19 protein-coding genes and 1 riboswitch are annotated in these 26,731 nt (G+C 70.4%); of the genes, 6 read left to right on the plus strand and 13 right to left on the minus strand.

The window, feature by feature from the left end:
- The first annotated feature begins 23 nt into the window (after window positions 1-23).
- The 3 genes from HOV91_RS24585 to HOV91_RS24595 are packed head-to-tail and all read left to right on the plus strand — an operon-like array spanning window position 24 to window position 2,353.
- Window positions 24-1,724 (plus strand): DUF4153 domain-containing protein, encoded by a 1,701-nt coding sequence (locus HOV91_RS24585; RefSeq protein WP_174187763.1) that lies wholly within the window; start codon window positions 24-26, stop codon window positions 1,722-1,724.
- 34 nt (window positions 1,725-1,758) lie between these two features.
- Window positions 1,759-2,037: a hypothetical protein gene (locus HOV91_RS24590; protein WP_043692499.1), complete on the plus strand. Its 279-nt coding sequence runs from the start codon at window positions 1,759-1,761 to the stop codon at window positions 2,035-2,037.
- Window positions 2,030-2,353: a ribbon-helix-helix domain-containing protein gene (locus HOV91_RS24595; protein ID WP_174187764.1), complete on the plus strand. Its 324-nt coding sequence runs from the start codon at window positions 2,030-2,032 to the stop codon at window positions 2,351-2,353. The genes HOV91_RS24590 and HOV91_RS24595 overlap by 8 nt, the downstream gene beginning before the upstream one ends.
- A 119-nt stretch (window positions 2,354-2,472) precedes the next feature.
- Here HOV91_RS24595 and HOV91_RS24600 read toward each other — a convergent pair whose 3' ends face one another.
- The 5 genes from HOV91_RS24600 to HOV91_RS24620 form a co-directional block, all read right to left on the minus strand.
- Window positions 2,473-2,988, minus strand: coding sequence for a hypothetical protein (locus tag HOV91_RS24600; protein ID WP_174187765.1), 516 nt, complete (start codon window positions 2,986-2,988; stop codon window positions 2,473-2,475).
- 156 nt (window positions 2,989-3,144) lie between these two features.
- Window positions 3,145-3,633, minus strand: a complete 489-nt coding sequence (locus HOV91_RS24605) for an SLOG cluster 4 domain-containing protein (protein WP_174187766.1) — start codon at window positions 3,631-3,633, stop codon at window positions 3,145-3,147.
- Window positions 3,634-3,652: 19 nt separating this feature from the next.
- Complete coding sequence (locus tag HOV91_RS24610; protein WP_174187767.1) at window positions 3,653-4,486, minus strand: DUF72 domain-containing protein; 834 nt, start codon at window positions 4,484-4,486, stop codon at window positions 3,653-3,655.
- Window positions 4,487-4,507: 21 nt separating this feature from the next.
- Window positions 4,508-5,875 carry a purine-cytosine permease family protein gene (locus tag HOV91_RS24615; protein WP_174187768.1) on the minus strand — a complete coding sequence of 456 codons (1,368 nt, stop codon included), beginning with the start codon at window positions 5,873-5,875 and terminating at the stop codon, window positions 4,508-4,510.
- Window positions 5,872-5,986: riboswitch (TPP riboswitch) on the minus strand. It overlaps the preceding gene by 4 nt.
- 71 nt (window positions 5,987-6,057) lie before the next feature.
- On the minus strand, window positions 6,058-6,453 hold the full coding sequence (locus HOV91_RS24620; protein ID WP_174187769.1) for a hypothetical protein: 396 nt from the start codon (window positions 6,451-6,453) through the stop codon (window positions 6,058-6,060).
- Between the two features lie 518 nt (window positions 6,454-6,971).
- Between HOV91_RS24620 and HOV91_RS24625 the strand changes: the two genes are divergently transcribed.
- Window positions 6,972-8,222 carry a cytochrome P450 family protein gene (locus HOV91_RS24625; RefSeq protein WP_174187770.1) on the plus strand — a complete coding sequence of 417 codons (1,251 nt, stop codon included), beginning with the start codon at window positions 6,972-6,974 and terminating at the stop codon, window positions 8,220-8,222.
- Window positions 8,223-8,238: 16 nt separating this feature from the next.
- On the opposite strand, the gene HOV91_RS24630 is transcribed toward HOV91_RS24625, so the two are convergent.
- The gene (locus tag HOV91_RS24630; protein ID WP_174187771.1) at window positions 8,239-9,441 is read right to left on the minus strand and encodes a styrene monooxygenase/indole monooxygenase family protein; all 1,203 of its coding nucleotides are present in this window, start codon (window positions 9,439-9,441) and stop codon (window positions 8,239-8,241) included.
- Between the two features lie 123 nt (window positions 9,442-9,564).
- Between HOV91_RS24630 and HOV91_RS24635 the strand changes: the two genes are divergently transcribed.
- On the plus strand, window positions 9,565-12,120 hold the full coding sequence (locus HOV91_RS24635; protein WP_174187772.1) for an ATP-binding protein: 2,556 nt from the start codon (window positions 9,565-9,567) through the stop codon (window positions 12,118-12,120).
- Window positions 12,121-12,133: 13 nt separating this feature from the next.
- Here the strand turns inward: HOV91_RS24635 and HOV91_RS24640 are convergent, their stop codons facing one another.
- The 7 genes from HOV91_RS24640 to HOV91_RS24670 all read right to left on the minus strand — a co-directional run bounded on the left by HOV91_RS24640 (window position 12,134) and on the right by HOV91_RS24670 (window position 25,351).
- Window positions 12,134-12,811, minus strand: a complete 678-nt coding sequence (locus HOV91_RS24640; RefSeq protein WP_174187773.1) for a class I SAM-dependent methyltransferase — start codon at window positions 12,809-12,811, stop codon at window positions 12,134-12,136.
- 9 nt (window positions 12,812-12,820) lie between these two features.
- Window positions 12,821-13,597: an ATP/GTP-binding protein gene (locus tag HOV91_RS24645; protein WP_174187774.1), complete on the minus strand. Its 777-nt coding sequence runs from the start codon at window positions 13,595-13,597 to the stop codon at window positions 12,821-12,823.
- Between the two features lie 36 nt (window positions 13,598-13,633).
- On the minus strand, window positions 13,634-14,596 hold the full coding sequence (locus HOV91_RS24650) for an AvrD family protein (protein ID WP_174187775.1): 963 nt from the start codon (window positions 14,594-14,596) through the stop codon (window positions 13,634-13,636).
- 11 nt (window positions 14,597-14,607) lie between these two features.
- Window positions 14,608-20,889 (minus strand): type I polyketide synthase, encoded by a 6,282-nt coding sequence (locus HOV91_RS24655; RefSeq protein WP_174187776.1) that lies wholly within the window; start codon window positions 20,887-20,889, stop codon window positions 14,608-14,610.
- Window positions 20,890-21,017: 128 nt separating this feature from the next.
- Window positions 21,018-22,163, minus strand: coding sequence for an LLM class flavin-dependent oxidoreductase (locus HOV91_RS24660; RefSeq protein ID WP_174187777.1), 1,146 nt, complete (start codon window positions 22,161-22,163; stop codon window positions 21,018-21,020).
- A 15-nt stretch (window positions 22,164-22,178) separates the two neighbouring features.
- Window positions 22,179-24,395, minus strand: a complete 2,217-nt coding sequence (locus HOV91_RS24665) for an MMPL family transporter (RefSeq protein ID WP_174187778.1) — start codon at window positions 24,393-24,395, stop codon at window positions 22,179-22,181.
- A gap of 50 nt (window positions 24,396-24,445) precedes the next feature.
- On the minus strand, window positions 24,446-25,351 hold the full coding sequence (locus HOV91_RS24670; RefSeq protein ID WP_217441103.1) for a ParB/RepB/Spo0J family partition protein: 906 nt from the start codon (window positions 25,349-25,351) through the stop codon (window positions 24,446-24,448).
- 180 nt (window positions 25,352-25,531) lie between these two features.
- Between HOV91_RS24670 and HOV91_RS24675 the strand changes: the two genes are divergently transcribed.
- The gene (locus tag HOV91_RS24675; RefSeq protein ID WP_174187780.1) at window positions 25,532-26,125 is read left to right on the plus strand and encodes a TetR/AcrR family transcriptional regulator; all 594 of its coding nucleotides are present in this window, start codon (window positions 25,532-25,534) and stop codon (window positions 26,123-26,125) included.
- The last annotated feature ends 606 nt before the right edge of the window (window positions 26,126-26,731 follow it).

The raw sequence follows: 26,731 nt of genomic DNA on the forward strand, positions 1-26,731 counted from the left end.
CACGCCTATCGAAGGGACGAAGCATGCCTCCAGAACCCGAAACCGAGTCGACCGCCGCACCCGCGCCGACAGTCGCGACCTTTACCGCGAGCACCGAATCCCCGCTATCCGCGGCCGATTCCAGCGAGGCGACCGCCACGCCACCCGCTCCGCCATCGGACGTGCCGCCGCCGGGTCGCGAGCAGCAGGCAGCGGGGACCGCCGCGCCGGGCTCGCCGGCTCGGGACGGCGGTCCCGGCACACCGTCCTCGGGCGTGGCCGTGATCGCGCGGCCGCCCAAGTGGCACCGTGTCGCGTGCCCTCCGGGCGTGGCGGTCGCCGCGCTCGTCTCCGGACTCGCCGCGGCGATCCTGATCCACTGGGACCGGCCCGGCGTCGGCTGGGTCCTCGCCACGGTGATCACCGCTTCGGCGGTCTTTCTCGTCGACCGCAATGCCCGCAAAGGCGTGACGAGCGCGACGGCAGAAGCGTCCGATAAAGCCGAACCGGTGCTCGAACGCGCCAAGGCGAGTTACCTGCGCAACGCCGGCCGCTGGTGGTGGGCGACGGTCGCCCTCGCCCTGCTGGCGGTGGGGGCCGTGCGCGCCGCGGGCTGGCTCTTCGCGTTGTGCGTCGTGGCGGCATGCGTCGCCGGTTCGCTGGCGGTGGTCGGACGCCGGTCGGCGAACGGGATCCTCTACGACACCCTGGCGGTCGGGTTGGAGGCGGTGGCCGCCGTGCCGTGGGCGTACGCGGGCACCGCTCGGGTGCGCGAGGGCAACGTTCCCCGTGCGGGGCGGCTCGGATTGTCGGTTGCGGTGACCCTCGCGCTGCTCGCGGTGTTCGTCCCGCTGCTCGGCAGTGCCGACGCGATGTTCGCGGCGCTGCTCGAGACCGTGACGCCGGATGTGGACATCCCGTCGGTGGTGCGGTGGATCGTCCTGTTCGTCGTGGTCGCCCTCGGTGCGCTCGGCGCGATGTTCGTGCTCGCGGGCCCGCCGCCGCCCGCCACCGGGGCAGCGGGCGGGCGGAGCTTGCGCCGCACGGAATGGGCGCTGCCGGTCGGTGCGCTCGCGATCCTCTTCGCGGCGTTCGTCGCGACACAGTTCGTCGTTCTCTTCGGTGGCGACGACTACGTCCAGCAGACCTCGGGTCTGACCTACGCCGAGTACGCCCGCACCGGGTTCTGGCAACTGTCGGCCGTCACCGTGCTGACCCTGGCCGTGCTGCTGATCGTGCTGCGCTGGGCCGCCCAGGACACCGCCGCCGACCGGTGGTGGCTGCGCGGGCTGCTCTCGGCCGTGAGCCTGCTCGCCCTGGTCATCGTCGCCTCGGCCCTGGGCCGGATGTGGACCTACCAGCAGGCCTACGGCTTCACGGTGCTGCGTCTGCTGGTGGAAGCCTGCGAATTGTGGCTGGGCGTGGTCTACATCCTGGTCTTGGTCGCGGTCGCGCGGCTGCGCCGGGCGTGGTTGCCGCGCGCCGTGCTGGGCACCGCGATGGCGACGCTGCTCGTCCTCGCCGTCCTCGACCCGGAGCGATTGATCGCCGAGGAGAACATCGATCGCTGGCAGCAAGGCAAATCGCTGGACACCGAGTACCTGCTCACTCTCTCGCCGGACATCCTGCCCGCGATCGAGCGCCTTCCCGAGCCGCTGCGCACGGATCTCCGCGCCCGGCTGCGCGCCGACCTCGACGAGGACAGCTGGCAGAGCTGGAATCTCTCGCGGTCGCGAGCGAGGTGAGCTCCGGTGCAATACACTTGTATTATCGCTGTTCGTGGGTTATAACTGGCCGGAGTGGGCACTGTTGTCGCTGGTGGGGATCGATCCCCGCGAAGTGCTGCAGGTGCTCATGGGCGCCCGCCGATGGCCTCGGCAGGCGCGTGGCCGGAACGAACTCGCGGTCCTGACGGTGTGGGGCCGGACCGAGACAGGCCGGCCACTCATCGTCGCTGTCCGCCGCACCGAGGGCTGGCAGTGGGACATCCTGGGCGCGGTCGAGATGACCGAGGCCCAGGTGGCCGAACTCGAGCGTTGGGAGCACGCCGATGACTGACTATCCGACGAATCCGAAGGACGTCCAGGACTTCCTGTCCGGTCTCGAATACACCGACGCGCCCGTGGACCCGGTCGAGCTGCCCCCGCCGCTGCGCGCCGAGGACACGGTCACCGTCACCACGTCGCTGCGCATCCCATTCGAGCTGCACCAGCGGGTGAAGAGGGCCGCCGAGCAGCGCAACGTGACCATGTCGGCGCTCATCCGGGACTGGATCGAACTGGAGCTGGCCGCCCTGGAGAACGACCAGCCCATCTCGCGCGCCGACGCCCTGCGGGCGCTGGCGGCTCTGCACCCCCTGCGTCAGTCGGCCTAGCCCGCGGCCGCGACGGATCACCGGTCGTCGCGGTTCAGGATCGAGTCGGACGGCGAACTCCTTGAGCGCGCCGCGACAGCCGGCGCGGGCACCCAGGGACTCGATGAGGTTCAGCCTGATCAGAACCGTTCTACGAACCGGTACCAGCTGCCTTCGAGGGGCGTGTAGCCGACGTCGCCGTCGTGGCGAGGTGGGCCCTGGCTGGGTGCGCCGTGAGGGAAATAGGCGAATCCGACGGGATCGATGAGGCCTCCGTCGGTGTAGAGCAGGCAGCCGTCATCGCGTTTCACCACCCGGGTGATGGTGTAGACGCCGTATCGGCCGTGGGCGGAGGTTTCGCAATCGGCTGCGAGGCGTTCGAGACTGCCGGTGGAAACCCGCCATCCGAGGTCCTCCGGAAGGCCGGCCCACGTCAGCGCACAGGTCAGTGCGACAGCGCCGGGCGCGATGAGCAGCCGCCGGAAGCGCCGGTAGCGGATCGCACCGAACAGCCCGATCACCAGCCACAGAGCGCTTAGCAGCACCAGTGCCCAGCCTGCGAGCACGAGATACGGAAACGCGGCGTCCGACATCAGCAACCACAACATCACTAGGCAACACACGCTCACCAATAGCGTGATCACCGCGATCGACACGCGCCACCACGGGGATGCGGTCCGAGCGCTGAGTTCGCCTTGCCCGCGCGGTTCGTCGCTGTGTTCGGCGGTGGTCATCGAGTGGTGCCTCCTAGTGACAATGGCGCGCCGTTGCGCGGTTCAGGTCGAGAGGCTGCCCCTCCTCGACCGATGATCTCAGGTCGGATCGGCCGGCGGGATCCCGTCCAGTGCCCGGCGCACCGCGTCGGCCGGGTCGGCCGCGACCATGGTCGCCGCTACGGGATTTCCGTTCGCGTCGCGAATTTCCCAACCGCCCAACGAGACAACCGGAATCCCGCCGCGCCGCCGCGCGAGCGCCACCTCCGACAGCGTGCCCCACGAGCCGCCGATGGCGATCACCGCGTCCGCCGACTCGACGAGGATCGCGTTGCGCGCCTCACCCATATTCGTGAACAGCACCGCCGACAACCCGGGACACACCGCGCCGCGGTCGGTGTCCGGGCGTACGCCGATCACGAGCCCACCGGCCTCGGCGGTACCGGCGGCGACCGCGGCCATCACGCCGTCGCCGCCACCGCAGAGCACGGTCACGCCCGCGCGCGCCAGGAGTCCGCCGACCGCGCGCGCCCACTGCGCTTCCTGTTCCGTGCACTCCCTCGGCCCGCAGACCGCGACCTGCCGCACCGGCGCCACCTCTCTGTCGTCACCCCGCGGGCCGTGGTGACACGACCGGATCCAAGCGCTCCCGCAACGCTATGGCATCGCGCGGCGCCCGCACCTTCGCGTCGTTGTCGAAATAGGTGTACACGTCGCCCGATCCGGCCCACGAGCGGATCTTCTCGGCCCACATGTCCAAGCCATCGTCGGTGTATCCGCTGACGTAGAGCTCGTCGTGACCGTGCAACCGGATGTAGACGAAATCGGCGGTGACCTCCTCCAGCAGCGGATATTTGCCCGCCGCGTCGGCGACCACCAATGCCACGTTGTGGCGGGTGAGCAATTCGGTGCACGCCGGGGTCACGAAGCTCTCGTGCCGAATCTCGAGGGCGTACCGAATCGGCCGGTCGGCGTCTGTGCTGGTGTACGGGGAGTCGACCCGGTGATCGTGCCGCCGCGCGATCTCGGCCGCCGCCTCGGTGCTGCGGGGGAGCCGGGCGAAGAAGGCGTCCAGCACGTCCGCGTCGAATCGGAAGGTCGGGGGCAGTTGCCAGAGAATCGGTCCCAGTTTGGGGCCGAGCGCCAGCACGCCGGACGCGAGGAAGTTGGCCAGCGGCTCGTCACCGTCGCGCAGCCGCTTCATGTGCGTAATGAACCGGCTGCCCTTCACCGCGAACACGAAATCGTCCGGGGTCTGCTCCGCCCACCTTTGATAGCTGGACGGACGCTGCAGCGAATAGAACGAGCCGTTGATCTCGACGCTGTCGAGCCGCTCCGACAGATAGGTCAGCTCGCGCTTGTGCGTCAGGCCCTGCGGATAGAAGGTCCCGCGCCAAGGCGGGTACACCCATCCCGAGGTGCCGATCCGAATCTGCCCCATCCCTCCATGGTGGCAAATCGGTTACGCCGGCGCGGTCCTGGCCGCGATCCGCCCCACCACCCAGGCCGTCGACAGCGCCGCCAGGAACGACAACAGCGATGCGCTCATCCACGCCTGCCCGGTGAAGTGCGCAGCCTGCCGGAACTGCTCCCAGAACTCGGTCCAGACACCGGCGTCGCCGGGGTTGACCAGTTGGTACACCACGAATCCGGTGAGCCACGCTGCGACCATTCCCCACCGGGCCGGCGCGTCGCTCGCGGTGTTCCAGTCGCCGCCGCTACGCAGGAAGAAGTCGGCGACCAGCACCCCGAGCAGGGGAACGAACACCGAGCCGATGAGCCCGAGGAATCCGAAGTAGTTGGCCATGTCCAGCCACAGAGCCAGCACCGTGATCAGGGCGCCGAGGCCGATGGACAGCACCCGGCGGTCCACGCGCGGCGCGAGATTCTGGATCGACACGGCGGTGGAGTAGACGTTGGCGAACGATTGGTCCGCCTCGCGCAGCACGAAGACGAAGAAGAACACCGCGCCGAGACTCACCTGCAAGAACGCAGCGTACGGGCCCTCCGCGCCGGTTGCGAGCGCCAGCGCGAACAGGCCGAGAACGTAGGCGATCACCTGGGTGAGCGCGTAGGCGCCACTGGCCGCGCCGAATGCCGAGCGGCCGGTGCGTGCATGGCGCGTGTAATCGGCCGCGACCGGCACCCACGAGATCGAGACGGCCAAGGCGGCATCGGTCGCGATCCAGAAAAGGTTCCAGTCGACGCCGAACGGCCCGCCGCCGCTGGGTCCCGGGTTCGCCCGCAGATCGGGCAGACCGGCGCGGAAGAACTGCACATAGAACCAGACCAGGGCGAGCACGACACCGGCGGTCACGAACCGGCGCAGCAGCCGGACCGACCCCAGCGGCCAGATCGTGAGCACCGTCGTCAGCACACCCGCGGCTATCACGTAGAGCCAGTGCGGGCCCCCGCCGAACAGTTCTTCGGCGGCGTCGCCGATGACGATCAGCTCGAAGGTTCCCCAGCCGAGCAATTGCGCGATGTTGAGCACGGTGTGCAGGTAGCTGAGTTTCGCGCCGAACAGCCCGCGCAGCAGGACCATCGCGGGTTGCCCGGTGCGCGCGCCGGTCAGCGCCGCCGCGCCGAGCATCAGTCCGCCCACCACCGTGCCGAGGACGGTCGCCAGAATGCCTGCGGCGATCGAGATCTGCGCGGCGCCCTCGGCGTTGGGCGCGAGCACCGTGTACGCGCCCGAGAACGCGAAGAGGCTGACGCCCAGATTGGCCCAGAACGCGCTCTGATCCCAGAACGAGAGCACCTTGGGTGCGGGCTGCTCGAGGGTCAGCGGGGCTTCCTGCCCCGCGGTGGCACGGGTCGACGACGACATGACGGAAACGCTCTCCCTACGCCGGCATTACCCGGACAGGTTCATGCGGTCGGCGAAGCGCGCGGTCCGCCCTCTCAGCCCGGCCGTGCCCGAGCTCCCGCGGTGGGGTGATTCCGGCGAATAGTACATCCGCACCAGTTTTCGGAGCGGGACGGCCGGACGCGGCGGCGCAGCGCCGCGGGTCAGCCCATGAGGAAGGAAGCGGCGAACCAGGCGAGCACGACGAGAACGGCGCCGATCAGCGCACCAGGGAACAAGGCCCGTCCCTGCCGGGCCGCCATCCCCGACAGCAACGCGCCGACAGCGAATCCCAAGATCCCGCCGCCGACCATGATCCAGACGCCCGCACTGGTGTCGACCCGGCACTCCGGCTTGGAATCGCAGATCCCGCCCGCCATCAGAAACCACGGCGCGAGGACCGCCGACATGGCCGCCAGCGTCGCGGGCAGCAACCACAGCAGTGCGCTGAGCACGAGATCCGCGCTACGGGGCGGCTCGACCGCGCGTGTCTCGGGCTCGCGCGTCGGATAGCCGGAGGGCGTCGTGCTCTGGGACACCTGGTTGAGGTAACCGTGCATCGTGTCTCGCTATCGCTTGTCGGTGGAGTCGACCGGGCCGATGGAAGTTATACACCAGGCCATCGCACGCCGAAGTCCTTGTGTTCCCGCGCATGCGAGCGCGCGGCGGCCCATGGTTCTCCCACCGGATCTGTCGTCCCGCCGCGCCGCTCGTAGCGGATATCGCAGCGCCGTCGAAGATTTCGGTGTTCGCCGCGTGCCGGCACGGTCGGGGTCACCGCGGAGGACGCTCACCCAGCGGTGATCGTCACGCCGGTGACGGTACGAGATCGCTGCCCGTGCGTCTCGAATCCGGTTGCCGCGCCGACGGACAGAGGCGCATCGCCGCAGGTCGCACGCTGCTACCGATGTCCGCGACCTACCTACCCGACCATCCTGTTTGTCGATCCGCTCGCGGGCGCGCCGAGGCGTCGCATCGGAGCACCCGCACGGACCGTCCGACAGCGGCGTCGCGACGGTGCGCGTCGAACTCGCCCGAGCGCACTCGCCGAAGACGCTTCTACTGTGGGAGTCACGCGTTGACCACGCACCGAGACCTCGATCAGACCGCGCACCATCACGGTTCGCCCATCGCCACCGCCACTGCCACCGAGCGGGTGTCGCTGCACTCCCTGGAGTTCGCGGCCGATCCGCATCGCGCCTATCGGGAGATGCGCGCCCGCTACGGTTCGATGGCGCCGGTCGAGCTGGCGCCGGGCGTGCCGGCCACGTTGGTGCTCAGCTATCGCACCGCCGTGCGAATCATGCACGATCCCGAGCATTTTCCCGCCGATCCGCGCACCTGGCAGGCGAACGTCCCGGCCGACTGCCCGGTGCTGCCGGTGTTGAGCTGGCGGCCCAACGCCTTGCGCAGCACGGGCGCCGAACACGCGCGCTACCGCCAGGCCAACACCGCGAGCATCGACGCCGTCGACCTGCACGGCTTGCACGACGCGGTGGAAGAGATCGCGGTCCCGCTGATCAACGCCTTCTGCGCGTCCGGCAGCGCGGATCTGGTCTCGCAGTACGCGTTCCCGCTCGCCTTCGCCGCGGTCAACGCCATGCTGGGCTGCCCGACGGAGATCGGGCAGGAGGTCGCCGCCGCGACGGCCGCCGTGTTCGACGGCGTGGACGCCGAAGAAGGCAATCGGATGCTCGCCAGCGCGCTGTCGCGGTTGCTCGAACTCAAGCGCGCCCAGCCCGGCGAGGACATCACCACCCGGCTGCTGCGCCATCCCGCGGACTTGGACGACGCGGAGATGATCCACCAGCTCGTCGTGCTCTACGGCGCGGGCATCGAACCATTGCAGAACCTGATCATCAACACCCTGCTGCTGATCCTCACCGACGACCGGTTCGGCGGCGACGTCTTGGGCGGCAGTCTGTCCACCCGTGACGCGCTGGACGAGGTGTTGTTCACCGACCCGCCGATGGCGAACTTCTCGGTCACCTATCCGCGTCAGCCGATCCTGATCGATGACGTGTGGTTGCCCGCCCACCAGCCGGTCGTCATCAGCTTCGCGGCCTGCAACAACGATCCGGCGATCAGCGGGCACAACCACAGCGGCAACCGGTCGCATCTGGCCTGGGGCGCCGGACCGCACGCCTGTCCCGCCCGCAGCCCGGCATATCTGATCGCTCAGGACGCGGTCGACCAGTTGCTCGACGCGCTCCCGGAGCTGCGGCCCGCCGTGCCGTTGCACGAATTGAGCTGGCGGCCGGGGCCCTTTCACCGCGCCCTGGCCGAACTGCCGGTGGTCTTCCCGGAAACCCCGCCCTGGCAGCCCTGAACCCGCAGGGGATCGATCAAGACGGCACGCCCGCGGCGAATCGAGCGAGGTTGGCCGGTCGCGCGAAGGTGTCGGCGAAGGCGTCGGCCAGTGTGGTGTCGTGCTGGGCGGCCAGCATCATCTCCCGCATCGCCGGGGGCGGATCGAGCACCGTCGCCGTCCACCGCGCGGCAGGGTGTGCGACGGCCGTGAGCCACGGCGCGGCCGCCCACTCCATCCAGGCACGGTCGTAGGGACCGTCCGGATCGTGCAGGATCGCCTCGCCGTAGCGGACCGCGCAGTGCACGGCGTTGTTGGCGCCCTGTGCGCCGCCCGGGTCCATCCGGCACAGCACATCGCCCGCGCCGAGCACCGGCCTGCCCGACGGCAGGATGCCCACCGGCCTGCGCATGGCCGGAGCCACCGCACCCACCAGCGTGGCCCCGGCATCGGTCGGTTCGGCGTGCCGGAACCGGTCGGCGATCTCGGCGGGCAGGTGTGCCGCGAGCAGCTGCCGGGCCCGCGACCAGCGTTGCGCCGGTGTCCCGTGCTGGTCGAAGACGTCCAGCGCGCCGCCCGGCCGCGCCTCGAACAGAAGCATCTCGCAGCGGCGTTCCTGCCCCGGCCGCCCCGTCAGGCCGGGATAGGAGATCACTTCGCCGTGCTCGGGCAGCGCGGTGTAGGAGCCGAGGCGTTCCGGGTCCGGCTCGACACCGTCCAGGTACAGCACGGCGAGCCGACGCAGGGGCGCGGCGGGCGCGGGCCAGGCCGGATCGGGCTCGAAGCAGTCGGCGAGCTCGCGACCGGCGCGGGTCACCACGGTCAACTCGTAGCCGGCGGCGGCGCGATCGAGTTCCGGCACCGACGGCGTCGCGACGCGCAGGTCGCCACCCTCGGCCAGGTACTCGCCGAGCCAGCGCGCGAACACCGTCCGCTGATCGACGCTCTGCGCGGGGCGGCTGAGTCGTCCGGTCCAGGTGAGCACCGCCGCACCGTCGACGACCATGGTGAACCGGATCCCCTCGATGTTCGGCGCGAGCGAGCGCCAGAAACCCAGGCCGAGGTCGGCCTCGAGGTCGAGCGTCGGCGCGAACTTGACCTGGGTGCTGGTGACCGTGCCCGCCAGGATCGCCTCGGCGTCGCGATCGGTCACCAGCGTGACGGGACGGCCGCCGCGCAGCAGGCGATGGGCGAGCGGCAATCCGCATTCGCCCGCGCCGAGTACCAAAATCTGTCCCACCGTGGTGTCCTTTCGGTCGTGAGATCGACTGCCGCGATAGCGAAATAGTGGGCGCATAGGTGGGTTCGGCGCATCGGTAGAGACCCGCGGGCCTACGGATCGTGGTCCGACTACGCTGCCCTTGTGTCGGTAGGACGTGCGTCGGGCCGGGGGCTGCCGCCAGCGGCCGCCAGCGATTTCGTGGGGCGTGAACGGGAGCTGGAGAAGATCGGGATGGCGCTGCTGGGCGGCGCCCGGCTGGTCACGCTGATCGGCGCGGGCGGCATCGGCAAGACCCGGCTGGCGACCGAAGCCGTGCACCGGTTCCACAAGGCCCGGCGCGTGCCCGTGCACTGGGTGCGCCTGGCGCTGCTGTCCCGGGACGCCGACGCGGCGGCGGTCGAGGAGCAGATCGCTCGCTCCCTGATCGACGCCGACTTCTCCGGCAGGTCGGCGTGGGAGGCGGTGCTCGACACGCTGCGCCGCCGCGACGCGGTCGGACGCACCCTGCAGACGATCCTGGTGATGGACAACTGCGAGCACGTGCTCGACGGTGTGGGCCGGGTGATCGCCGACCTGCTCGACGCCGCGCCCGGGCTCACTGTGCTGGCCACCAGCCGCGAGGCGATCGGCTGGGTCGACGAGCAGCTGGTGGCGGTGCCCGCGCTGTCCGAACAGCAGGCCCTGACCCTGTTCCGGGCTCGCGCGGGCCTGACCGGGCACGCCATCGGCGACGACGAGGCCGCGTCGGCCGCGGCGATCTGCCGGCGCGTGCACAACCATCCGCTCTATATTCGGCTGGCTGCCGCACGTCTGGTGCGCCAGCCGCTGGCGATGATCTTGCGCGATCTCAGCGGCGAGGTCGGCGACCGGCGGCTGCGCTGGTCGCCGGGACCCCGGGTGGGCGCCGACGCGCGGCACCAGGGCATCCGCGACGTCATCGCCTGGTCCTACGACCTGTGTGGGGACAAGGAGCGGCTGCTGTTCGACCGCCTGTCGGTGTTCGCGGCCGGATACGACGTCGATCACGAGAGCGCGGACGCGCCGGTGCTGGATGTCGGCGCCGAGCTGGAGGCGATCGAGGCGGTCTGCGCCGACGACGACCCCAGCGGCCCGGACGGTCTGGCCCGCGCCGAGATCGAGGGCCTGCTCGAGCGACTGGCGGACCAATCACTGGTCTCGGTCCACCTGACCGCGACCACGGTGCGCTACTCGCTGCTGGAGAGTTTCCGCGTGTTCGCCCAGCAGCGCTTGGGCGAACACGACGGCGAACGCGCCAGGCTGGAACGCAGACACCGCCGCTATTACCGCGACAAGGTAGTCGCGGCCGGGGCCGAATGGTTCGGCCCGGCCGAGCAGGAGCTGCTCGATTGGGCGCGCGCCGCCTGGGACAACCTGCTGTGTGCCATGGCGGGCAGCCTCGCCACGCCCGAAGAAGCCGTGGTCGGGTTGGAGATCGCCGTCGGGCTGATCGCGCTGCGCAGCCCGTTCTTCACCGGCTCGCTGCGCGAACCGCGCCGGTGGGCCGAGCGCACGCTGGCCGCGGGCCGGGACCTCGACCCGCAGCCGGTGCCGCTGAAGGTCACGGCGATGTCGCTGATCGCCTGGATCAGCCTGTGCCAGGGTGTGCACCGCGACGCCGAGCGGATGCTCGACGAGTGTGTCGCGCTGTGCGTGCCGGACGCCACGGTCCGCTCGGGGTGGCGCGAGCAGTCCGACCGTGCGATCGATCTGCCCGCCCCGGTCGAGTTCGCCAGGGGCGCCGAGTTGATGCTGGTCTACCGCGACGTGCGCGCGATCGACGTCTTGGCCCGCGCGCGGGCGCGATTCGCCGGCGACGGACAACACGGGCCCGCCGCGATGGCCGAGCTGTTCGAGGCCCTGGCCGCCGCCTTCCTCGGCACGCCCGCGCAGGCGCTGGAGAGCGCCCGGCGGCACCTGGACCACGCGGAGCGCTCCGGGGCGCGGTGGGCGGCGTCGTGGGCCGAGCTGGTGTGGGCGATCGCGCTGACCAAGCACGGCGATCCGGGTGCGGCGGCGGCCGTGACGCGGATGTCGCTGACGACGCAGCTCGCGATGCGCGATCAATGGGGCGTCGTGTGGGCGGTCCACATCCGCGCCTGGACGCTGGCGCGCCTGATCCGCGACGCGGACGAGGAGCGCACCGATGCCGTGACGGGTTGGGCGCGCGACATCGCACGGCTGCTCGGCGGCGGGGCCACGCTGCGCGACCGGCTCGGCGTGGACATCGCCAACCTCGGCCCGTTCGCCACCGAGACCGACATCGCCGCGGCGGCCGCCAGAGCGGTGCTGGGCGAGAACGCCTTCGCGGAGGCGCGGCGAGAGGGCGCGCTGCTGCGCCCGGAACTCGGCGAGGTGGCGCAGCTGGCACTGGGGGAGCTGTCGCTGGACCGACTGCCCCTCGCGCACCCGGTCCGGCGCAGCCGCCCCTCGCGCTGGCCGGATCTGTCGGCGGCCGAACAGGACGTGGCCGTGCTCGCGGCCGCGGGCTGGACCAACACCGCCATCGCCGCCCGGCGCGGCAGCTCGTACAAGACCGTCGACGCGCAGGTGGCGGCCATTCTGCAGAAGCTGATGATCAGCTCGCGCGAGGACATCCGCCCCCTCGTACCCGCCGAGCGGCAGGCCCAGGTGACCGCGGAAGCCGCGCGCAAACCGCAGCGCGCGCGGCGTCCATGAGGGTGATCGGTGCTCACTCGGCTCGTTTACGTGCGGTGATCTGGATGCCCGGCTCACCCTCGATACGGCGCACCGTCGCGTCGGTGACCGGGAGATCGGCGACCAGTTCGCGGCCGTCCTCCAAGTCGATGCCGTAGCCGGCGATATAGGTGCGGAAGAACGGCAGGCAGACCCGCGCCATCGGCTGCGGCAGCTTCCAGCGGTCGACGAAGGATCGGGCGTCCTCGAAGGTGCAGCCGCGGTCGGCCTCGATCACCAGCAGCAGGCCACCGGGCCGCAGCACCCGGATCATCTCCGCGAGGCCTTTGCGCTGATTCGGCCAGTGCTTGATCGAACCGGAGCTGATCACCGCGTCGTAGGCGGCGTCAGGGAACGGCAGGTCCATCGCCGATCCCTCGCGGAACTGGATGCGGCTGCCCAGCGCCGCGCCGCGCTTGCGCGCCCGGCGCACCTGTTGCGGCGAGAGATCGATCCCGGTCAGCCGAAGCGTCGTGCCCACGGTGGCCAGCCCGACCGCGAGTTGCCCACCGCCGCAACCGACATCGAGCACCTGCGCGTGGTCGTCGAGCTGGGCGACGATGTCGTCGAACAGTGTCGGGGTCATCTCCCGCACGGCGTCGGAGATGAAGTTGTCGTAGAACCACGAGTCGATCGGGTTGTAGCGCTTGGTCTTGTCCAGCAGGACGGTCATGGCGTGCTCCTAAACGCGGGTTGCGAACTTGATCTTGCGGCCGAGGGTGGGCGGCTGTTGCTGGGCGATGATCGTTTCCTGGACGCGCTCGCGGCTGGAGCGCACGATCTCCATCGCCTCCTTCACCGCGACGTCGATGTCCATCACGGTGGGTATGTCGAGCATCGAGACGATGGATTCCAGGCGCTGTTCCGGGGTGCCGCGTACCGTCACGACCGGCTGGCCGAGCTCGCTGATCGCATGCAGCAGTTGCCGATCGGAGATCGCGCGGTATCGCTCGTCGACCGGCCGGTGGCCGTCTGGGTCCATCGGCACCTCCACCGGAAGGTGGAAGAAGATGTCGTAGTTCTGCCGGGCCCGTTGCCGGGCCATGTCGCCGTAGGCGTTGAGGTAGCGGCGGTAGAACGGCCGCCCGGGCAGTGTCAGGGTGTTCTTGACGGCTTTGTGCCATCGGCTCGATCCCGGGTTGGGGCCGGTGATCAGCCGCGTTGTGCCGTAGATCCACTCGTTGAGCACCGAGCCGTCGGCTATGAATCCGCCTTGGGCGTCGAGGATCGCCTCGGCTTGGATGCGCAGCTCCAGTCTGCGGAAGCCGAGCGCCATCAGCTCGGTGGTGCTCAGATCCTGGAAACGCATGCCCGGGTAGAGCTCGGTGACCACCTCGCGAGCGGACGAGGCGTCCACCCGGGGAATGCCGGTCAGCAGGGACAGCGCGGTGGAAGTGGTGGTCTTTCCGGTCGAGTAGGTGCCGGAGATGACGATGCGTCGATAGTTGGTTCCCGACATGGGGGTGCCTTTCTGAGCGTTCGGGTGTGCGCGTGGCTAGGCGGGCAGTCGATGCGCGAGGTCGTAGCGGATCTCGCATCCGGCGAAGTCCGATGCCCAGCTGGAGATGCGCCAGTCGCCGCCGCCGAAGGCGAGGACCATCGAGCGCACCATGTGCGTGGTGGCGCTGCCCGCGGTGAACGGCGCCGGGGGAGCGGATGCCCGCGCGGTCATCCGGCGCATCCACAGCGTCTCGCTGTCCTTCCTGGCGATGTTGTCCAGCTCGTAGAGCACGACCTGGGACAGCTGCGCCAGGATCACCGTCGCGTCGACCAGCGTGACGGAGGGTTGGTAGGCGTCGGCCACTCCGTGCCAGGGCCCCGCCGGATCCGGTTCCGCGAGAGCGAAATCGGCGCGGGCGCGGCTGTGGCCGTCGGAGACGACGACATTGCTCAGGTACTGGGCGCGGGTGTAGACCCCGCTGTGGAAGTATCCGCGCCCGGTCTCGCGCACGATGCGTCGTTCGGCCCGCCCCGCCGGCGGCGTCACCGGCAGCGCCACGGTGGCCTCCAGGCTCATCCCGCCGCCCAGCGCTCCGGTGATGCTGATCGTCTTGCCTTCCACCGCGACGACCGTGGCGCTGACGGAGAACTCCGCCAGCGACTCCGTCGCGATGGTCCCGCTGCTGAACTGGACGAAAGGCACCCAGCACGAGCGGATCTCGCTGTCGGTCAACCCGTAGCACTCGCGCAGGATCACCTCGAGCAGCCGGTAGCCGAAGATCGCGCAGTCGATACTGCTCACGTGCGGGACCAGCACCCGGGTGCTCTTGCGCGACCAGTCCAGGGGATAGTCCACCCCCGCCGTCGCCGTCAGCCGCGGACGGTCCTGCGCGTCGCGGTCCAGGGCGATGTCGAAGACGCGGTGGGTGATCCGCTTGTATCCCTCGCCGAAGAACCGCCCGTCCCGGTGGCCCAGGACGGCGTCGATATCGGCGTAGGCGATCAGCTCGGTGGACATGTCGGTTCCTTTCATGCCGCGGCCTGCGCGTCGGCGGCCTCGGCGAACTGCCCGACCACCTTGGCGCCGATGCCGCGCAGCGACAGGCCCCTGCTGAGTTCGAGCGCGGAGATCTTGACGTCGAGTTCCTTCTCGGTGCGTGCGCCGAATTCCATCGCCATGAGCGAGTCCATGCCGAGATCGGTGACCGGCTCGTCGATGTTGATGGTGCCGGTGTCCACGCCGAGCACCACCGCGAGCTGATCGGCGAGACGCTGGGCCACGAAGTCGGCGCGCTGTTCGGTGGGCAGGGTGAGGATTTCGGCGCGCAGCGTGCCGCCGGCGTCGCCGCCGACCCCGATGTCGGCGAGCAACTCGCGGAAACGGTGGGTGTCGGTGGACGGGCGCGCCACCCGCGACCACACCGTCCAGTCGATATCGGCCACCGCGACCTGAGCGGTGTCCAGGGCCAGGCACTCCCGCAGCAGCGCGGTCGCGCGATCCATGTCGATGGGCAGGAAGCCGATCGACCGCACGTAGTCCACCAGCGCCTCGGACTTGTCGGCCATGCCGCCGCCGCTCATGAAACCCCAGTTCACCGCGAGCGCGGCGGCGCCGCGGGCGCGCCGGTCGGCGGCGAGGGCGTCCAGCGCGGCGTTGGCGGCGGCATACCCGATCTGCGGTGTGATGCAGCCCAGCGCGCTGATCGAGGAGTACAGCACGAACATGTCCAGCTCGATCCCCGCCGCGTCCACCGCGCGGTCCAGGTGCTGCGCTCCAAGAACTTTGGCGAACAGCTCGTCGAGCGATTCGGGCGTGATCTGTGGGATCGGCAGGTTGTTCACCACGCCCGCCGCGTGGAAGATGCCGCGCAGCGGCGCGACCGACCGGATGCGGCCGACGAGGGCGGCCGTCGCGGCGTAGTCGGCGATGTCCACCCGTTCCTCGATCACCTCGACGCCCGCCGCCGTGAACGCCGCGACCTGCGCCTGTGCCCGGGGAGTCGACGCGCCGCCGCGTCCGACCAGGACCAGCTTGCGCGCCCCCTCGGCGACCAGCCAGCGGGCGGTGGCCAGGCCGAAGCCGCCGAAGCCACCGGTCACCAGATAGCAACCGTCCGGGTCGATGCGCGGGCCGGCGAGCTTCGGGCGGACCATCGGCTGGTGTTCGCGCAGATCGAGCACGACCCGGCCGATCTGGTCGGACCGCGCGACGGATTCGAAAGCCGCGGCCAGCTCCGACACCGGGTAGGCCGTGTACGGCAGGTACCGGTAGGTGCCCGCGCGCAACGCCGCGTGGCTGGCCCGCATCGGCGTGCGCAGCAGTTCGGGGTCGTGGGCCAGTGCCCGGTCCATGTCGACGGAGAAGAACGTGAGGTTGCGGTCGAAGGGGCCCAGATCGATGACCCCGCCGGTGTAGATGTCCGCCTTGCCGATGTCGACGATGCGGCCGAACTCCGCGGCGACCCGGAAGTTCTGCCGCAGGATCTCACCGGGGGCCGAACTGTAGACGACGTCGACGCCGCGTCCGCCGGTGAGCTCGGCGATCTGGTCGACGAAGTCGGCCGAGCGCGAATTCAGCACGTGCCGCGCACCGAGCCCGCGCACCTCCGCACGCCGCTCCGGCGTGCCCGCCGTGGCGATCACCGTGGCGCCGATGTCCAGCGCGACCTGCACCGCGGCCATGCCCATGCCGCCCGCCGCGCCGTGCACGAGCACGGTCTCCTCCGGCCGCAGCCGCGCCAGCGTCCGCAGCCCGAACTCCGCGGTCAGGAACGGCAGGCCGGACCCGCAGGTGAGCGGGTCGTAGACCTCACCGGGCAGCAGCCGGTGCGGCAGCGTCGCGCCCGCGTCGACGGGCATGGTGACGTATCTGCGCAGAATGTCGCGGGCGCACACCATCATCCGATCGCCGACCGCTACGTCGGTGACGCCGGACCCGACGCGCACGACGACGCCGGAGCCCTCCATGCCGACCGTCGTGCCGAAATAGGTGCCCGCGAGCTCCTTCTCGGTGAGCACGCCGATGACCTTCATCGCGTCCTTGTAGTTGAGCCCGGCCGTCTCCATCCGGACCTCGACCTCGCCGGGGCCGGGCGCCACCCGATCGGCCTCGCGCAGCGCCAGATCCGACAGCAACCGGGACTTGGGAATCTCCACCACGAACGAGGCGTCCGGGTCCGGCAGCGGAGTGGCACGGTTGCGCTCGGCGAGGTGGCGGGCGAAGTTCCGTTCCAGGCGCACCGCCCAGTGGTCGGCGCCGCGCACGCCGACCTCGTCGAGCACGTCGTCGGCGAAGACGAGCGCGGCGAGTGACGTTCCAGCGCGCGCGTCGGCGTCGACCAGCCGCCAGCGGACGGCCGGCTGTTCGTTGAGCAGGGCGCGCCGCGCACCGACCAGCGCGCCGTGCGATACCCGCGCGGCGCTGTCGGCGGGCGTGCACAGTGCGTTCTCGGTGACGACGACGCCGTGGACGCGGACCTGCGGTGCGTCGGCGAGCAGGTGCTCGACCGCGTTCGCCACGCGTGCGAGCCAGTAGACGTTGCGCGCCCCGTCGAACGCCTCGCCGAAAACGCCGATCACCCGGATCCGTTCGGCGATCGGGCCGTCCTCCGGTGCGCGCAGCGCCAGCCGCAGACGCTCGTCGTTGCCGCTGTCGTCGGGATCGTCGAGCACGACGGTGACGCCGTCACGATCGCCGAGCAGTGCCGCCGCGCGGTCGGCCGCGTCGGCGCCGACGGCGACGGCGACCACCACCTCGTCCGCGGCGGGACGCTCGCCGACCTGCGCCTCGACCCTCTCCCAGATGGGCTGATAGAAGACGCGTTCGAGCTGATGGGTGACATCCACCGCCGCGCTGACCGGACGGAACTCGACACCCAGCAGCCGCATGGCCACCTCGCCGTGTTCCCCGACGATCGCGATGTCGGCGCGCAGCGGATCCACGCCGCGCCGGGTCACCACCACCCGCGGACGCTCCGGCAGCGCGCTGAACCTGCGCACCCCGGCGATGGCGGCGGGCACGATGGCCACGTCGGGGTCCGATTCCGCGGCCAGGGCGGCGACGCACTGCAGCGCGGCGTCGACCAGTGCCGGGTGGGCCAGGTGCCGGGCCGGGGCGGCTTCCTCGACCGGTGCGAGCGAGGCGACCACCGCGTCCGCGCCGACGACGGCCGAGACGATGCGCTGGAAGGCGGGCCCGTAGTCCAGTCCGCGAGTGGCCAAGCCGCGATACAGGTCCGCGCCCGCGACGGCGGCGGCGTGCTCCGGGGCGCCGAGGTCGACCACGGTGGCGGTGAAGTCGGCTTCGATGAGCCTGCCGTGCGCGTTGAGCGTCCAGGTGGCGGCGGTAGCCGAGCGGGAGTGGATCCGGAAGCGTTTGGTCGACTCCTCGACGCTCACCCGCAGCACCGGGACGTCGTGCTCGTCGATCACCAGCGGCGCGACGAACTCCACCGACTCGAGGCCCACGCTCGTGCGCCCGGTGCGCTCGACGGCGGCGCTGAGCGCGGCGTCGAGGTAAGCCGCGCCGGGCAGCACGACATGCCCCGCCACGACGTGGTCGCGCAACCAGGGCAGCCGCGAAACCGACAGCTGCACCTCCCATTCCGAGTTCGCCGCCGTGGTGGGGTCGCCGAGCAGCGCGTAGCTGTCCGGGGCGCCGAGGCGATCGAGCAGGGTGACCGGCTCGTCGTGCCAGACCCGTTTGCGCTGCCACGGGTAGGCGGGCAGATCCAGGTGCTCCACGATCGAGTCCGGACGTCCCGGCACGGACGAACCGTCCAGCGAGCCTGCGACATACAGGTCCGCGACGGCGCGCAGCACGTTGTTGCGGTCGCGCAGATCCCGCGAGAGCGTGCTCACCGCGGCGCCGATCACCCCGCGATGGATCAGCAGCTCGCGGATGTTACCGCTGAGCACCGGATGCGGCCCCACCTCGAGGAAGACCCGGTGCCCGGCGTCGACCAGCGCGCCGATGGCGTCGGCGAAGCGGACCGGCTCCCGCACGTTGCGGCACCAGTAGTCCGCGTCCCAGTCCGTGCCCGCGATCTCGGCGGCGGTCACCGTGGAGTAGGTGGTGAGTTTCGCGTCCCGCGGCGCGAGTTCGGCCAGGGCGCCGCGCAGGTCGTCGAGGATCGGGTCCATCAGATGGCTGTGGTACGGCACCTCGACCCGCAGGCTGCGCGCGAACGTGCCGGTGGCCGAGAGGGTGTCGCGCAGCAGTTCGAGGTCCGCGCTGTCGCCCGCGAGGGTGACCGCGCCGGGGCTGTTCACCGCGGCGATCGAGATGCTGTCGGTGCGGGCGAGCAACTCGCGCGCCTGGTCCTCGGACATGCCGAGGGCGAGCATGCCGCCGGTGCCCGCGGTGGTCGCCTGCAGCCGGGCGCGGTGATAGCTGACGGTGAGCGCGTCGCGCAGCGACAGCGCGCCGGACACGTACGCGGCGGTGACCTCGCCGACGCTGTGGCCGACCACCACCGCCGGGTATACGCCGTACTCGGCCAGTTCGGCGGTCAGCGCGGCCTGCAGCAGGAAGTTGGCCGGCTGAGCGAACGCGGTGCGCACGATCCGGGAACCGGCCTCGTCGGCGAGCATCTCCGCCAGGATCGACCAGCCCGCGATGGCGACGAACTCGCGGTCGATCTCCCTGGCGACCCTGGCGAAGGTGCTGTCGGTGGTGAGCAGTTCACGGCCCATCCCCCACCACTGCGGCCCCATTCCGCTGAAGACGAACACCGGCTCCACCGCGCCGTCCCCGATGATCCGGGACGGGGCGCGCCCCTCACCAGAGGCGAAGGCCCGCAGCTGGGTGCGCAGGTCCTCGGCGTCGTCGTAGGCGAAACCGGCCCGCAGGGGGTGGTGGGCGCGCCTGGTCCAGGCGGCCGCGGTCACCGCGTCGGCGGGATACCGGTCCAACGCGTGCGCGAGTTCGCCCGCCAGCGTCCGGACCGCGGTCTCGTGGCGCCCGGAGATCGGCAGCACTCGCGGCACCGGGCGCTCGTCGTCGGTCCGGGGGGCCCGCGGTGGCGCTTCGATGAGGATGGCGTGGGCGTTGGTGCCCCCGTAGCCGAAGCCGTTGACCGCGACCACGCCCTTGCCCGGCGCCGCCGCCAGCGGCTCAGGGTGCAGCGGGACCCGTAGTCGTAGCTCGTCGAACGCGATCTCCGGATTCGGTGTGGTCAGCTCGAATTGCGGCGCCACCGTGCGGTGGTGCAGGGTGAGCGCGGCCTTGATCAGGCTCGCGATCCCGGCCGCGGCCTCGGTGTGCCCGAAATTGTTCTTCACCGAGCCGACCGGCACCGGTTCGCCGCGGCCGTCGACCGCGCCGTACACCGCGCCCAGCGCCGACATCTCGATCGGATCGCCGACCGCGGTGCCGGTGCCGTGCGCCTCCAGGTAACTCACCTCGTGCGCGGCGACGCCCGCGTCGGCGCGCACCTGGCGCGCGAGTTGCTCCTGCGCCACGGGATTGGGCACCGGGATGGCGATGGTGCGGCCGTCCTGGTTCACGCCGGTGGCGCGGATGACGGCGTAGACGCGGTCGCCGTCGCGCTGGGCCACCTCCAGCGGCTTGAGCAGCACCGCGCCCGCGCCCTCGGCCCGGCCGTACCCGTCGGCTGCGGCGTCGAAGGTCTTGCAGCGCCCGTCGAAGGACAGGAACCGGCCTTTGCACATGGAGATGAACGTCTCCGGTTGCAGCATCGCGTTCGCCCCGCCGGCCAGCGCGATCTCGCATTCCCCGTTGGCGATGGCCTGCACCGCGAGATGGGTGGCAACCAGCGAGGACGAGCAAGCGGTGTCCACGGTGAGGCTGGGGCCGTGCAGGTCGAGCAGGTACGAGATGCGGTTGGACAACAACGTGTGCGAGGCGCTCATCGCGGTGTGGTTGGTGATCGCCTGGCGCACCAGCGGGCCGCTGCGTCCGAGCACGTTGTCGAGGATGAACCCGCCGACGTAGACGCCGACGCGGTGGCCGGAGACCCGGCCCGCCATGCCCGCGTCGTCGAGCGCCTCCCAGGTCACCTCCAGCAGCAGCCGCTGCTGGGGGTCGAGGATGGCGGCCTCCTTCTGGGCGATGCCGAAGAAGTCGGCGTCGAAGTCCCACAGCGGCTGGGTGAGGAACCCGCCCCGCCGGGTGTACATACGCCCCGGCGCGTCCGGATCCGGGTCGTAGTACTTTTCGATACTCCAGCGGTCCGGCGGGATATCGACGATCCCGTCTCCTTTATCGAGCAGGAAATTCCAGTAACTCTCCGGATCGAATACGCCGCCTGGAAAACGGCAGCCGATACCCACTATTGCAATGTCGACCATTGTTTCTCCTGGCCTGAAATGCGGGATTGCTGAAGCCCCCCGACCGCAGCAGCACAAATATCTGACGAGCTTCTTCGCTCGAATGGTCATGCTATGGCGCACGCCACCGAGCCGTCAATTGCCTTGCGTCAAAGCCGTTTCAATTTCCGTAAAGTCGCCACCAATGGCGCGTTCGAGAACATCCCGTGGTCGATGCGCGGATGAATCGCGCTGAGATTCATGAGCACGGCGTAGCGCAAACCGTGGTCGCGCCATTGCGCGACCTGCTCGACGATCTCGTCGGGGGTGCCCGCCAAACAGAATTCCCGAACCAGCGAGGCCGGGACCTTCTCGATGTGCTCCAGCACGGTGCGCTCGTCGAGCGTCTGCGGCAGGTAGTCCTGCAGCCCGGTGAAGTCCGCGCCCAGCGGGTGGGTCGCGCCGTGCCTGGTCCACATCTCTCCGGGCGCGCACAGGGTCAGCGCCCGGGCGCCCACACTCGCCACGAGAGCGTCCACCTGCGCGGGCCGCGCGGCGGTGAGCACGCTGAACACGGCGGCGGGCGCGACCGCCAAGGGGTCGCGGCCCGCGTCCGAGGCCGCGGCGCGCACCTGCTCGAGCCGGTGGCGGTACTCGTGCGGGCGCTGCGCGAAGCCCGGGAACCACACGTCGGCGTATCGCCCGGCGGCGCGCAGCATGCGCGGCCCGCCCGCAGCCACCCAGATCTCCGGGCGGGAACCCCGATAGGGCGGCACGTCGAAGACCGCGTTCCGCAGTGGGAAGTGTGGCGAGTCCCTGGTCACGAGGCGACCACGGGAATCCCACAGTGCCCTGATGGTCGCCAGCGCCTCCTCGAACCGGCCGACCGGTGCGGTCCAGTCCACGCCGTAGGGCTCGTTGTTGTCCCGGATGCCGGTGCCGATGCCGAGGATGGCCCGGCCCCTGCTCAACTGGTGCAGGGTGGCCGCGGCCTGTGCGGTCACCGCCGGATTGCGGCGGCCGGCATCGGTGACCCCGACGCCGAGCCGCAGCCGGGCCAAGCGGTTCCGCGCGGCCAGGTAGCCCAGCGCGGTCCACGGTTCGTAGATGCCGTCGGCGTGCGGCGCGAGCCGGGTGATGCCGATGTGGCGGGGCGTCCAGATCGAGGCGGGCAGGATCGAGGGCAGATGATCGGTCACCCAGAGCGAATCCGCTCCGCCCGCCATCGCCACCGAGCGGCTGCCGCGAAATTGCAGGTCCGGTGCGAACCGGGTGTAGACACCGGAATCCATCACGCCGGTGCGGAAATTCGCCATGTCGTTCCTCTCGCGCTACTTGGGTACGGGTTCGAGAGCGGCGCTGGTCTCGGGAATGTCGATACGTTCGTGCAGGCGGGCGAGCCGGCGCGGCGCCCACCAGTTGGCCGGCCCGAGCAGCCGCATCAGCGCGGGCGCGAGCACGCCGCGGATCAAGGTCGCATCGGTGAGCACGGCCAGGGTCAGGCCGAGGCCGAACAGCTGGATGAACGACACCTGCGAGGTCACCATGCCCGCGAAAGCGATCGCCATCAGACCGGCGGCCGCGGTGAAGATGCGTGCGGTGCGGGCGACGCCGGCGGCCACGGCGCGCGTGTTGTCGCCGGAGGCGAGCCACTCCTCCCGAATGCGGGACAGCAGGAACACCTCGTAGTCCATCGAGACGCCGAAGGCGATGCAGAACATCAGAATCGGCATGGTCGGCGCGAGGTAGCCGGTGGGGGTGAAGCCGAGCAGGCCCGCCAGGTGCCCCTCCTGGAAGACCCAGACCATGGCGCCGAAGGTCGCGGCCAGCGAAAGCGTGTTGAGCAGTAGCGCTTTGATCGGAAGCAGCACGCTACCGGTGAAGAAGAACAGCACCACCAGGGTCGATACCACGATCACGGCAACGGCCAGAGGGACTTTGGCGGCGAGCGCGTCCAGCGCGTCGACGCTCTCCGCCGCCGCGCCGCCGAGTAGCGCCCGACCGGGCGCCGGAACGGCGCGCACCGCCTCGAGCTGCTCGATCGCGGCAGGGGAGTACGGGTCCAGGCGCGTGCCGAGGCGCACGTAGGTGCCCGCGTCGTCGCGCATGCCGGGTGGCGCGGCGGCGATCTTCAGACCCCCGATGTAGACGCCCGCCGCCGACAGCACCGAGGTCACACCCTCGATGCGCGACAACCGCTCGGCGTAGGCGGCGATCTCGGCGTCGCCGCCGCGGTATCCGGGCATGGCCACGAGCACCCCGGCCATGGCGTTCTCTCGGAAGCCGGTGCGCAACGCGTCACCCACCGCGTGGCTGGCGCCGCCGCTGATGACCCGGTCGTCGGGGGCTCCGAAGCGGACGGACAGGAACGGTGAGCCCAGCACAAGCAGCAGCGCGATCACGGCCAGCGCCGCAGGCACCGGGCGGCGCATGACCAGCCGCACCGTGCGGTACCACCGCGTCTCGGTGACCTCGACCGGCCGCGGTGGCGGTCGGCGCAACCAGCGGCGCAGCGGAACGCGCACGTCGAGCGCGTCCACCCGAGGGCCGAGCAGGGCGAGCGCCGCGGGCACCAGCAGCAGCGTGGTGAACACCGCAGCCCCGAGCACGGCCAGTCCGGCGTAGGCCAGCGAACGCAGGAAATACAGCGGGAAGACCAGCAGCGTCGACAGCGACAGCGCGATGACCACACCGGAGAACAGGACGGTGCGCCCCGCGGTCTGCGCGGTGCGGGAGACCGCGGCAGCGGTGTCGCTGCCCCCGGCGAGTTCTTCGCGGAACCTGCTGACCATGAACAGGCTCGAATCGATCGCGACCGCGAATCCCAGCGCGCTCATCATGTTCAGCGCGAAGATCGATACGTCACCGACCTCGGCGAGCAACCGCAGGATGGGCAGCGTCGCGAAGATGTTGAAAACGCCGACGGCCAGCGGGATCAGCGCGGCCGTCACACTGCCGAAGACCAGGATCAGGGCCAGCCCGGTCAGCGGCACCGCGATCGCCTCGGTGACCAACAGGTCGATGACGATACGGCGGCTCATTTCGTCGACGGCCGCCGCCTGGCCGCCCGCCCGCACGGTGACACCGTCGAAGTCACCGCTGACCTGTTCGGCGATCGCGCCCGCCCGCTTCGGCGCGTCGGTGTCGTCACCGGCGACATGCGCCAGAACCAGGCCGCTGCGGCCGTCGTTCCCGCGCAGGGCCTGCCGCAGATCCGGCGCGAGTTCCCAGTAGGACTGGACCGCGTCGATCTCACCGCGCCCGCGCAGATCCGCGGTCAGGCGCTCGCCCGCCGTGCGCGCCGCCGGACTGTCGAGTCCGTCCGGCGCGGTGACCAGCAGCACGAGATTCGGTGCCGCACCGGGGAAGTCGCGGTGCAGAAACGCGGCGACCTCGGCGGATTCGGTGTCGGACGGGAGATAGCCGCCCGACTTCAGGTGGGCGGGCGCCGACCAGCCCAGCGCGACGCAAATGATCCCGATGAGCAGCGCACCGTAGAGGATGGTTCGTGGACGCCGGGTGGCCAGGCGTGCGAGACCGACGAGCATGATGAGTGACCTTTTCTCGAACTCGGGCCGTGCGAAGTGACGGCTCGGCGCTATTCGACGGCGCCGGAATCGATGTAGCTGGCCAGTGCGCGCCACTCCTTGGCGTTGCGGCTGGCGAGTTCGGCGACGGCTGGAATGCAATGCGGCGGAACCGTGGCGACCAACGCGGTCCACACCTCGCGTTGCATCGAGTGCGTGTGCAGCCAGCGCAGCAGGTCACGGCCCTGCTGGCTGTGCCGCATGGCGGGGTCGCGGGTGAGCTGCTGGAGCAGCAGCGCGCTGCCCTCGGGCTGCTCCGCGGCACTGTCGCACTCGGGTGATCCCGTCTCGCGCAGCCGCTTGCGGATCGCGTGCGCCGTGCTGATGGACACCTCGGCGGCCGCGGCCAGCGCGCGCAGCGGCATATCCGGCGAGGCCGCAAGCAGCTCGGCGACCCGGCGCCTGCGCTGCGCGCGATCCATCGGCCTGCGCCTGCCGTCGGCGCCGACGCGGACGTTCGACTGCGGAACTTCCGCACTCGAACGTTTACGCAGAGTGGCCACCGTGCGCGCGGACAGCCCCGTGGTGGACGCGATGGCGCGGTCGGACAATTGGGGCATCGTCTCGATGATCCGCTCGGCCGCCGCTTTGCGGTCCGACAGCGTCAACGGCAGTCCGTGCGTGGTATTCAGTTCGACACCGCGCAGAAAAGCCTCGGCCTGCGTTCCGTCGAAGAACACGACGGCGATCCGCTCGTGCCCGAGCCATTGCGCGGCGCGCAATCGGTGCATTCCGTCGATGACGCGCATCGTGCTGCGGTGCACCAGAATCGGCGGCAATTCGCTATCGCTTTCGGCCAGCCGCGCGATATGCCTGCGATCCTCACCGTTCGACCGCGGTGAATCCGCGGGCAACAGTTCGTCGATCGATACGAAATAGTGCGCGTTCGACGCCAGCGGCACCACTTCACCGCTCACCGATTTACACTCAGCGGACATTTCGAACCCCCAGGGACGCCCGGAATCAGATCGGTCCTCGATGACCCCGCCGGTCCATCCGGAACCCGGCTAGGCTACGACCGACCGATCGGTCACAGCGTAGGTGCGGCCGGTGCCCGGCACTAGGCTTTCCAGAAAGAGTGGGGAGAATTCGAAAGCATGACAGTCATTGCCGACCCCGGTCGCACGGCACTGCTCATCGCGGGCACCGTGGTGGCGGAACGCGAGGGGCTGCACCGGCTTTCGATCAACGCGGTGGTCGAGGAAGCCGGGATGGCCAAGGGCACCTTCTATCACCACTTCGTCAACCGCCGCAGCTACGTCATCGCGCTGCACCGCCGCTTCTTCGACGCGCTGTCGCAGTCGGTGGCCACGGCGCTGGCCGGCATCCCGCCGGGCGTGGAACGGATCGCCCCCAGCCTCGACGCGTTCCTGGACGCCTGTCTCGACGCCCGCGGCACCGAGGCATTCATGGTCCAGGCGCGCACCGATCCGGACCTGCGCGAGGAGATCCGCCGCCGCCACGAGATGTTCATCGCGGTGGGGCGGCCGGACATGGTTGCGGCCGGGTGGCCCGATCCCGATGCCGCCTCGCGGATGAAGGTCGCGATGGTCGGCGAGATCTGCCTGGCGGAGTTGACGTCTCGCCGTCCCCGTCCGGATCTGCGTGTGGCCGCCGTGCGGATGCTGACCGCCAACCTCGCCGGACCGCTTGCCGGAGAGTCGCCCGAGGGCGTGGACGGGGGGAGTTAGGCACCGCCCAGCGTCCGAAAGTGCGTCCGCGCGACGAGGCGTGGTTCTGGCGTCGTCGGTCCCGCTCTGCTTCGCTGGGAAGTAGCTCGGATGATGCCACTTCGGCCGGCATGCGCGGTGCGCCAACGTCTTCGCGAGCGGTGGCCGGTGGCGGTAGGGGCGGAAACGGACACGGGCGTGCGGTGGGGCGGGCCGGTACTCTGGATTGAGAGCCGGTCCGCAGGGCGCTAAGTTACTGCCAATTTCCACGATATCACCCGTGATGTACGTGGTCTTGGGTACTGTTTGTTATTGACGGTTCGCCCCGCTGTGCGGAGCGGGCCTTGGTCGTGGACGCGGCCAGGCAAGAAGGACTCCGTTGTCCTGTGCGGTTCATCCGCGCCGAGACGCGGACGACGTCGAGGATTGGGTGTGGCCGAATGCGTGTATCTGCTCCGATAACGGTCTCGGCCTTGGTTGTTGCTGGTGCGGTGGTGAGTGGTTCGGGGGTGCATTCCCCGGTGGGGGCGGGGGCGCCGCAGGCCCCGGAGGTGTTGGCGGCGTCCTCGAACGGGGGTGCCGTTGGTGCCGAGAACGCGAGCAGCGCTGCTGGACAGTCGCGGGTCT

Source organism: Nocardia barduliensis, from assembly GCF_013315795.1.
GTDB lineage: Bacteria > Actinomycetota > Actinomycetes > Mycobacteriales > Mycobacteriaceae > Nocardia > Nocardia barduliensis.

Coding starts and splice junctions, on each gene's coding strand:
- HOV91_RS24675 (WP_174187780.1), top strand. CDS start 25,532: ATGACAGTCATTGCCGACCCCGGTCGCACGGCACTGCTCATCGCGGGC.
- HOV91_RS24610 (WP_174187767.1), bottom strand. CDS start 4,486: ATGGGGCAGATTCGGATCGGCACCTCGGGATGGGTGTACCCGCCTTGG.
- HOV91_RS24665 (WP_174187778.1), bottom strand. CDS start 24,395: ATGCTCGTCGGTCTCGCACGCCTGGCCACCCGGCGTCCACGAACCATC.
- HOV91_RS24615 (WP_174187768.1), bottom strand. CDS start 5,875: ATGTCGTCGTCGACCCGTGCCACCGCGGGGCAGGAAGCCCCGCTGACC.
- HOV91_RS24655 (WP_174187776.1), bottom strand. CDS start 20,889: ATGGTCGACATTGCAATAGTGGGTATCGGCTGCCGTTTTCCAGGCGGC.
- HOV91_RS24585 (WP_174187763.1), top strand. CDS start 24: ATGCCTCCAGAACCCGAAACCGAGTCGACCGCCGCACCCGCGCCGACA.
- HOV91_RS24640 (WP_174187773.1), bottom strand. CDS start 12,811: ATGACCGTCCTGCTGGACAAGACCAAGCGCTACAACCCGATCGACTCG.
- HOV91_RS24660 (WP_174187777.1), bottom strand. CDS start 22,163: ATGGCGAATTTCCGCACCGGCGTGATGGATTCCGGTGTCTACACCCGG.
- HOV91_RS24645 (WP_174187774.1), bottom strand. CDS start 13,597: ATGTCGGGAACCAACTATCGACGCATCGTCATCTCCGGCACCTACTCG.
- HOV91_RS24620 (WP_174187769.1), bottom strand. CDS start 6,453: ATGCACGGTTACCTCAACCAGGTGTCCCAGAGCACGACGCCCTCCGGC.
- HOV91_RS24650 (WP_174187775.1), bottom strand. CDS start 14,596: ATGTCCACCGAGCTGATCGCCTACGCCGATATCGACGCCGTCCTGGGC.
- HOV91_RS24595 (WP_174187764.1), top strand. CDS start 2,030: ATGACTGACTATCCGACGAATCCGAAGGACGTCCAGGACTTCCTGTCC.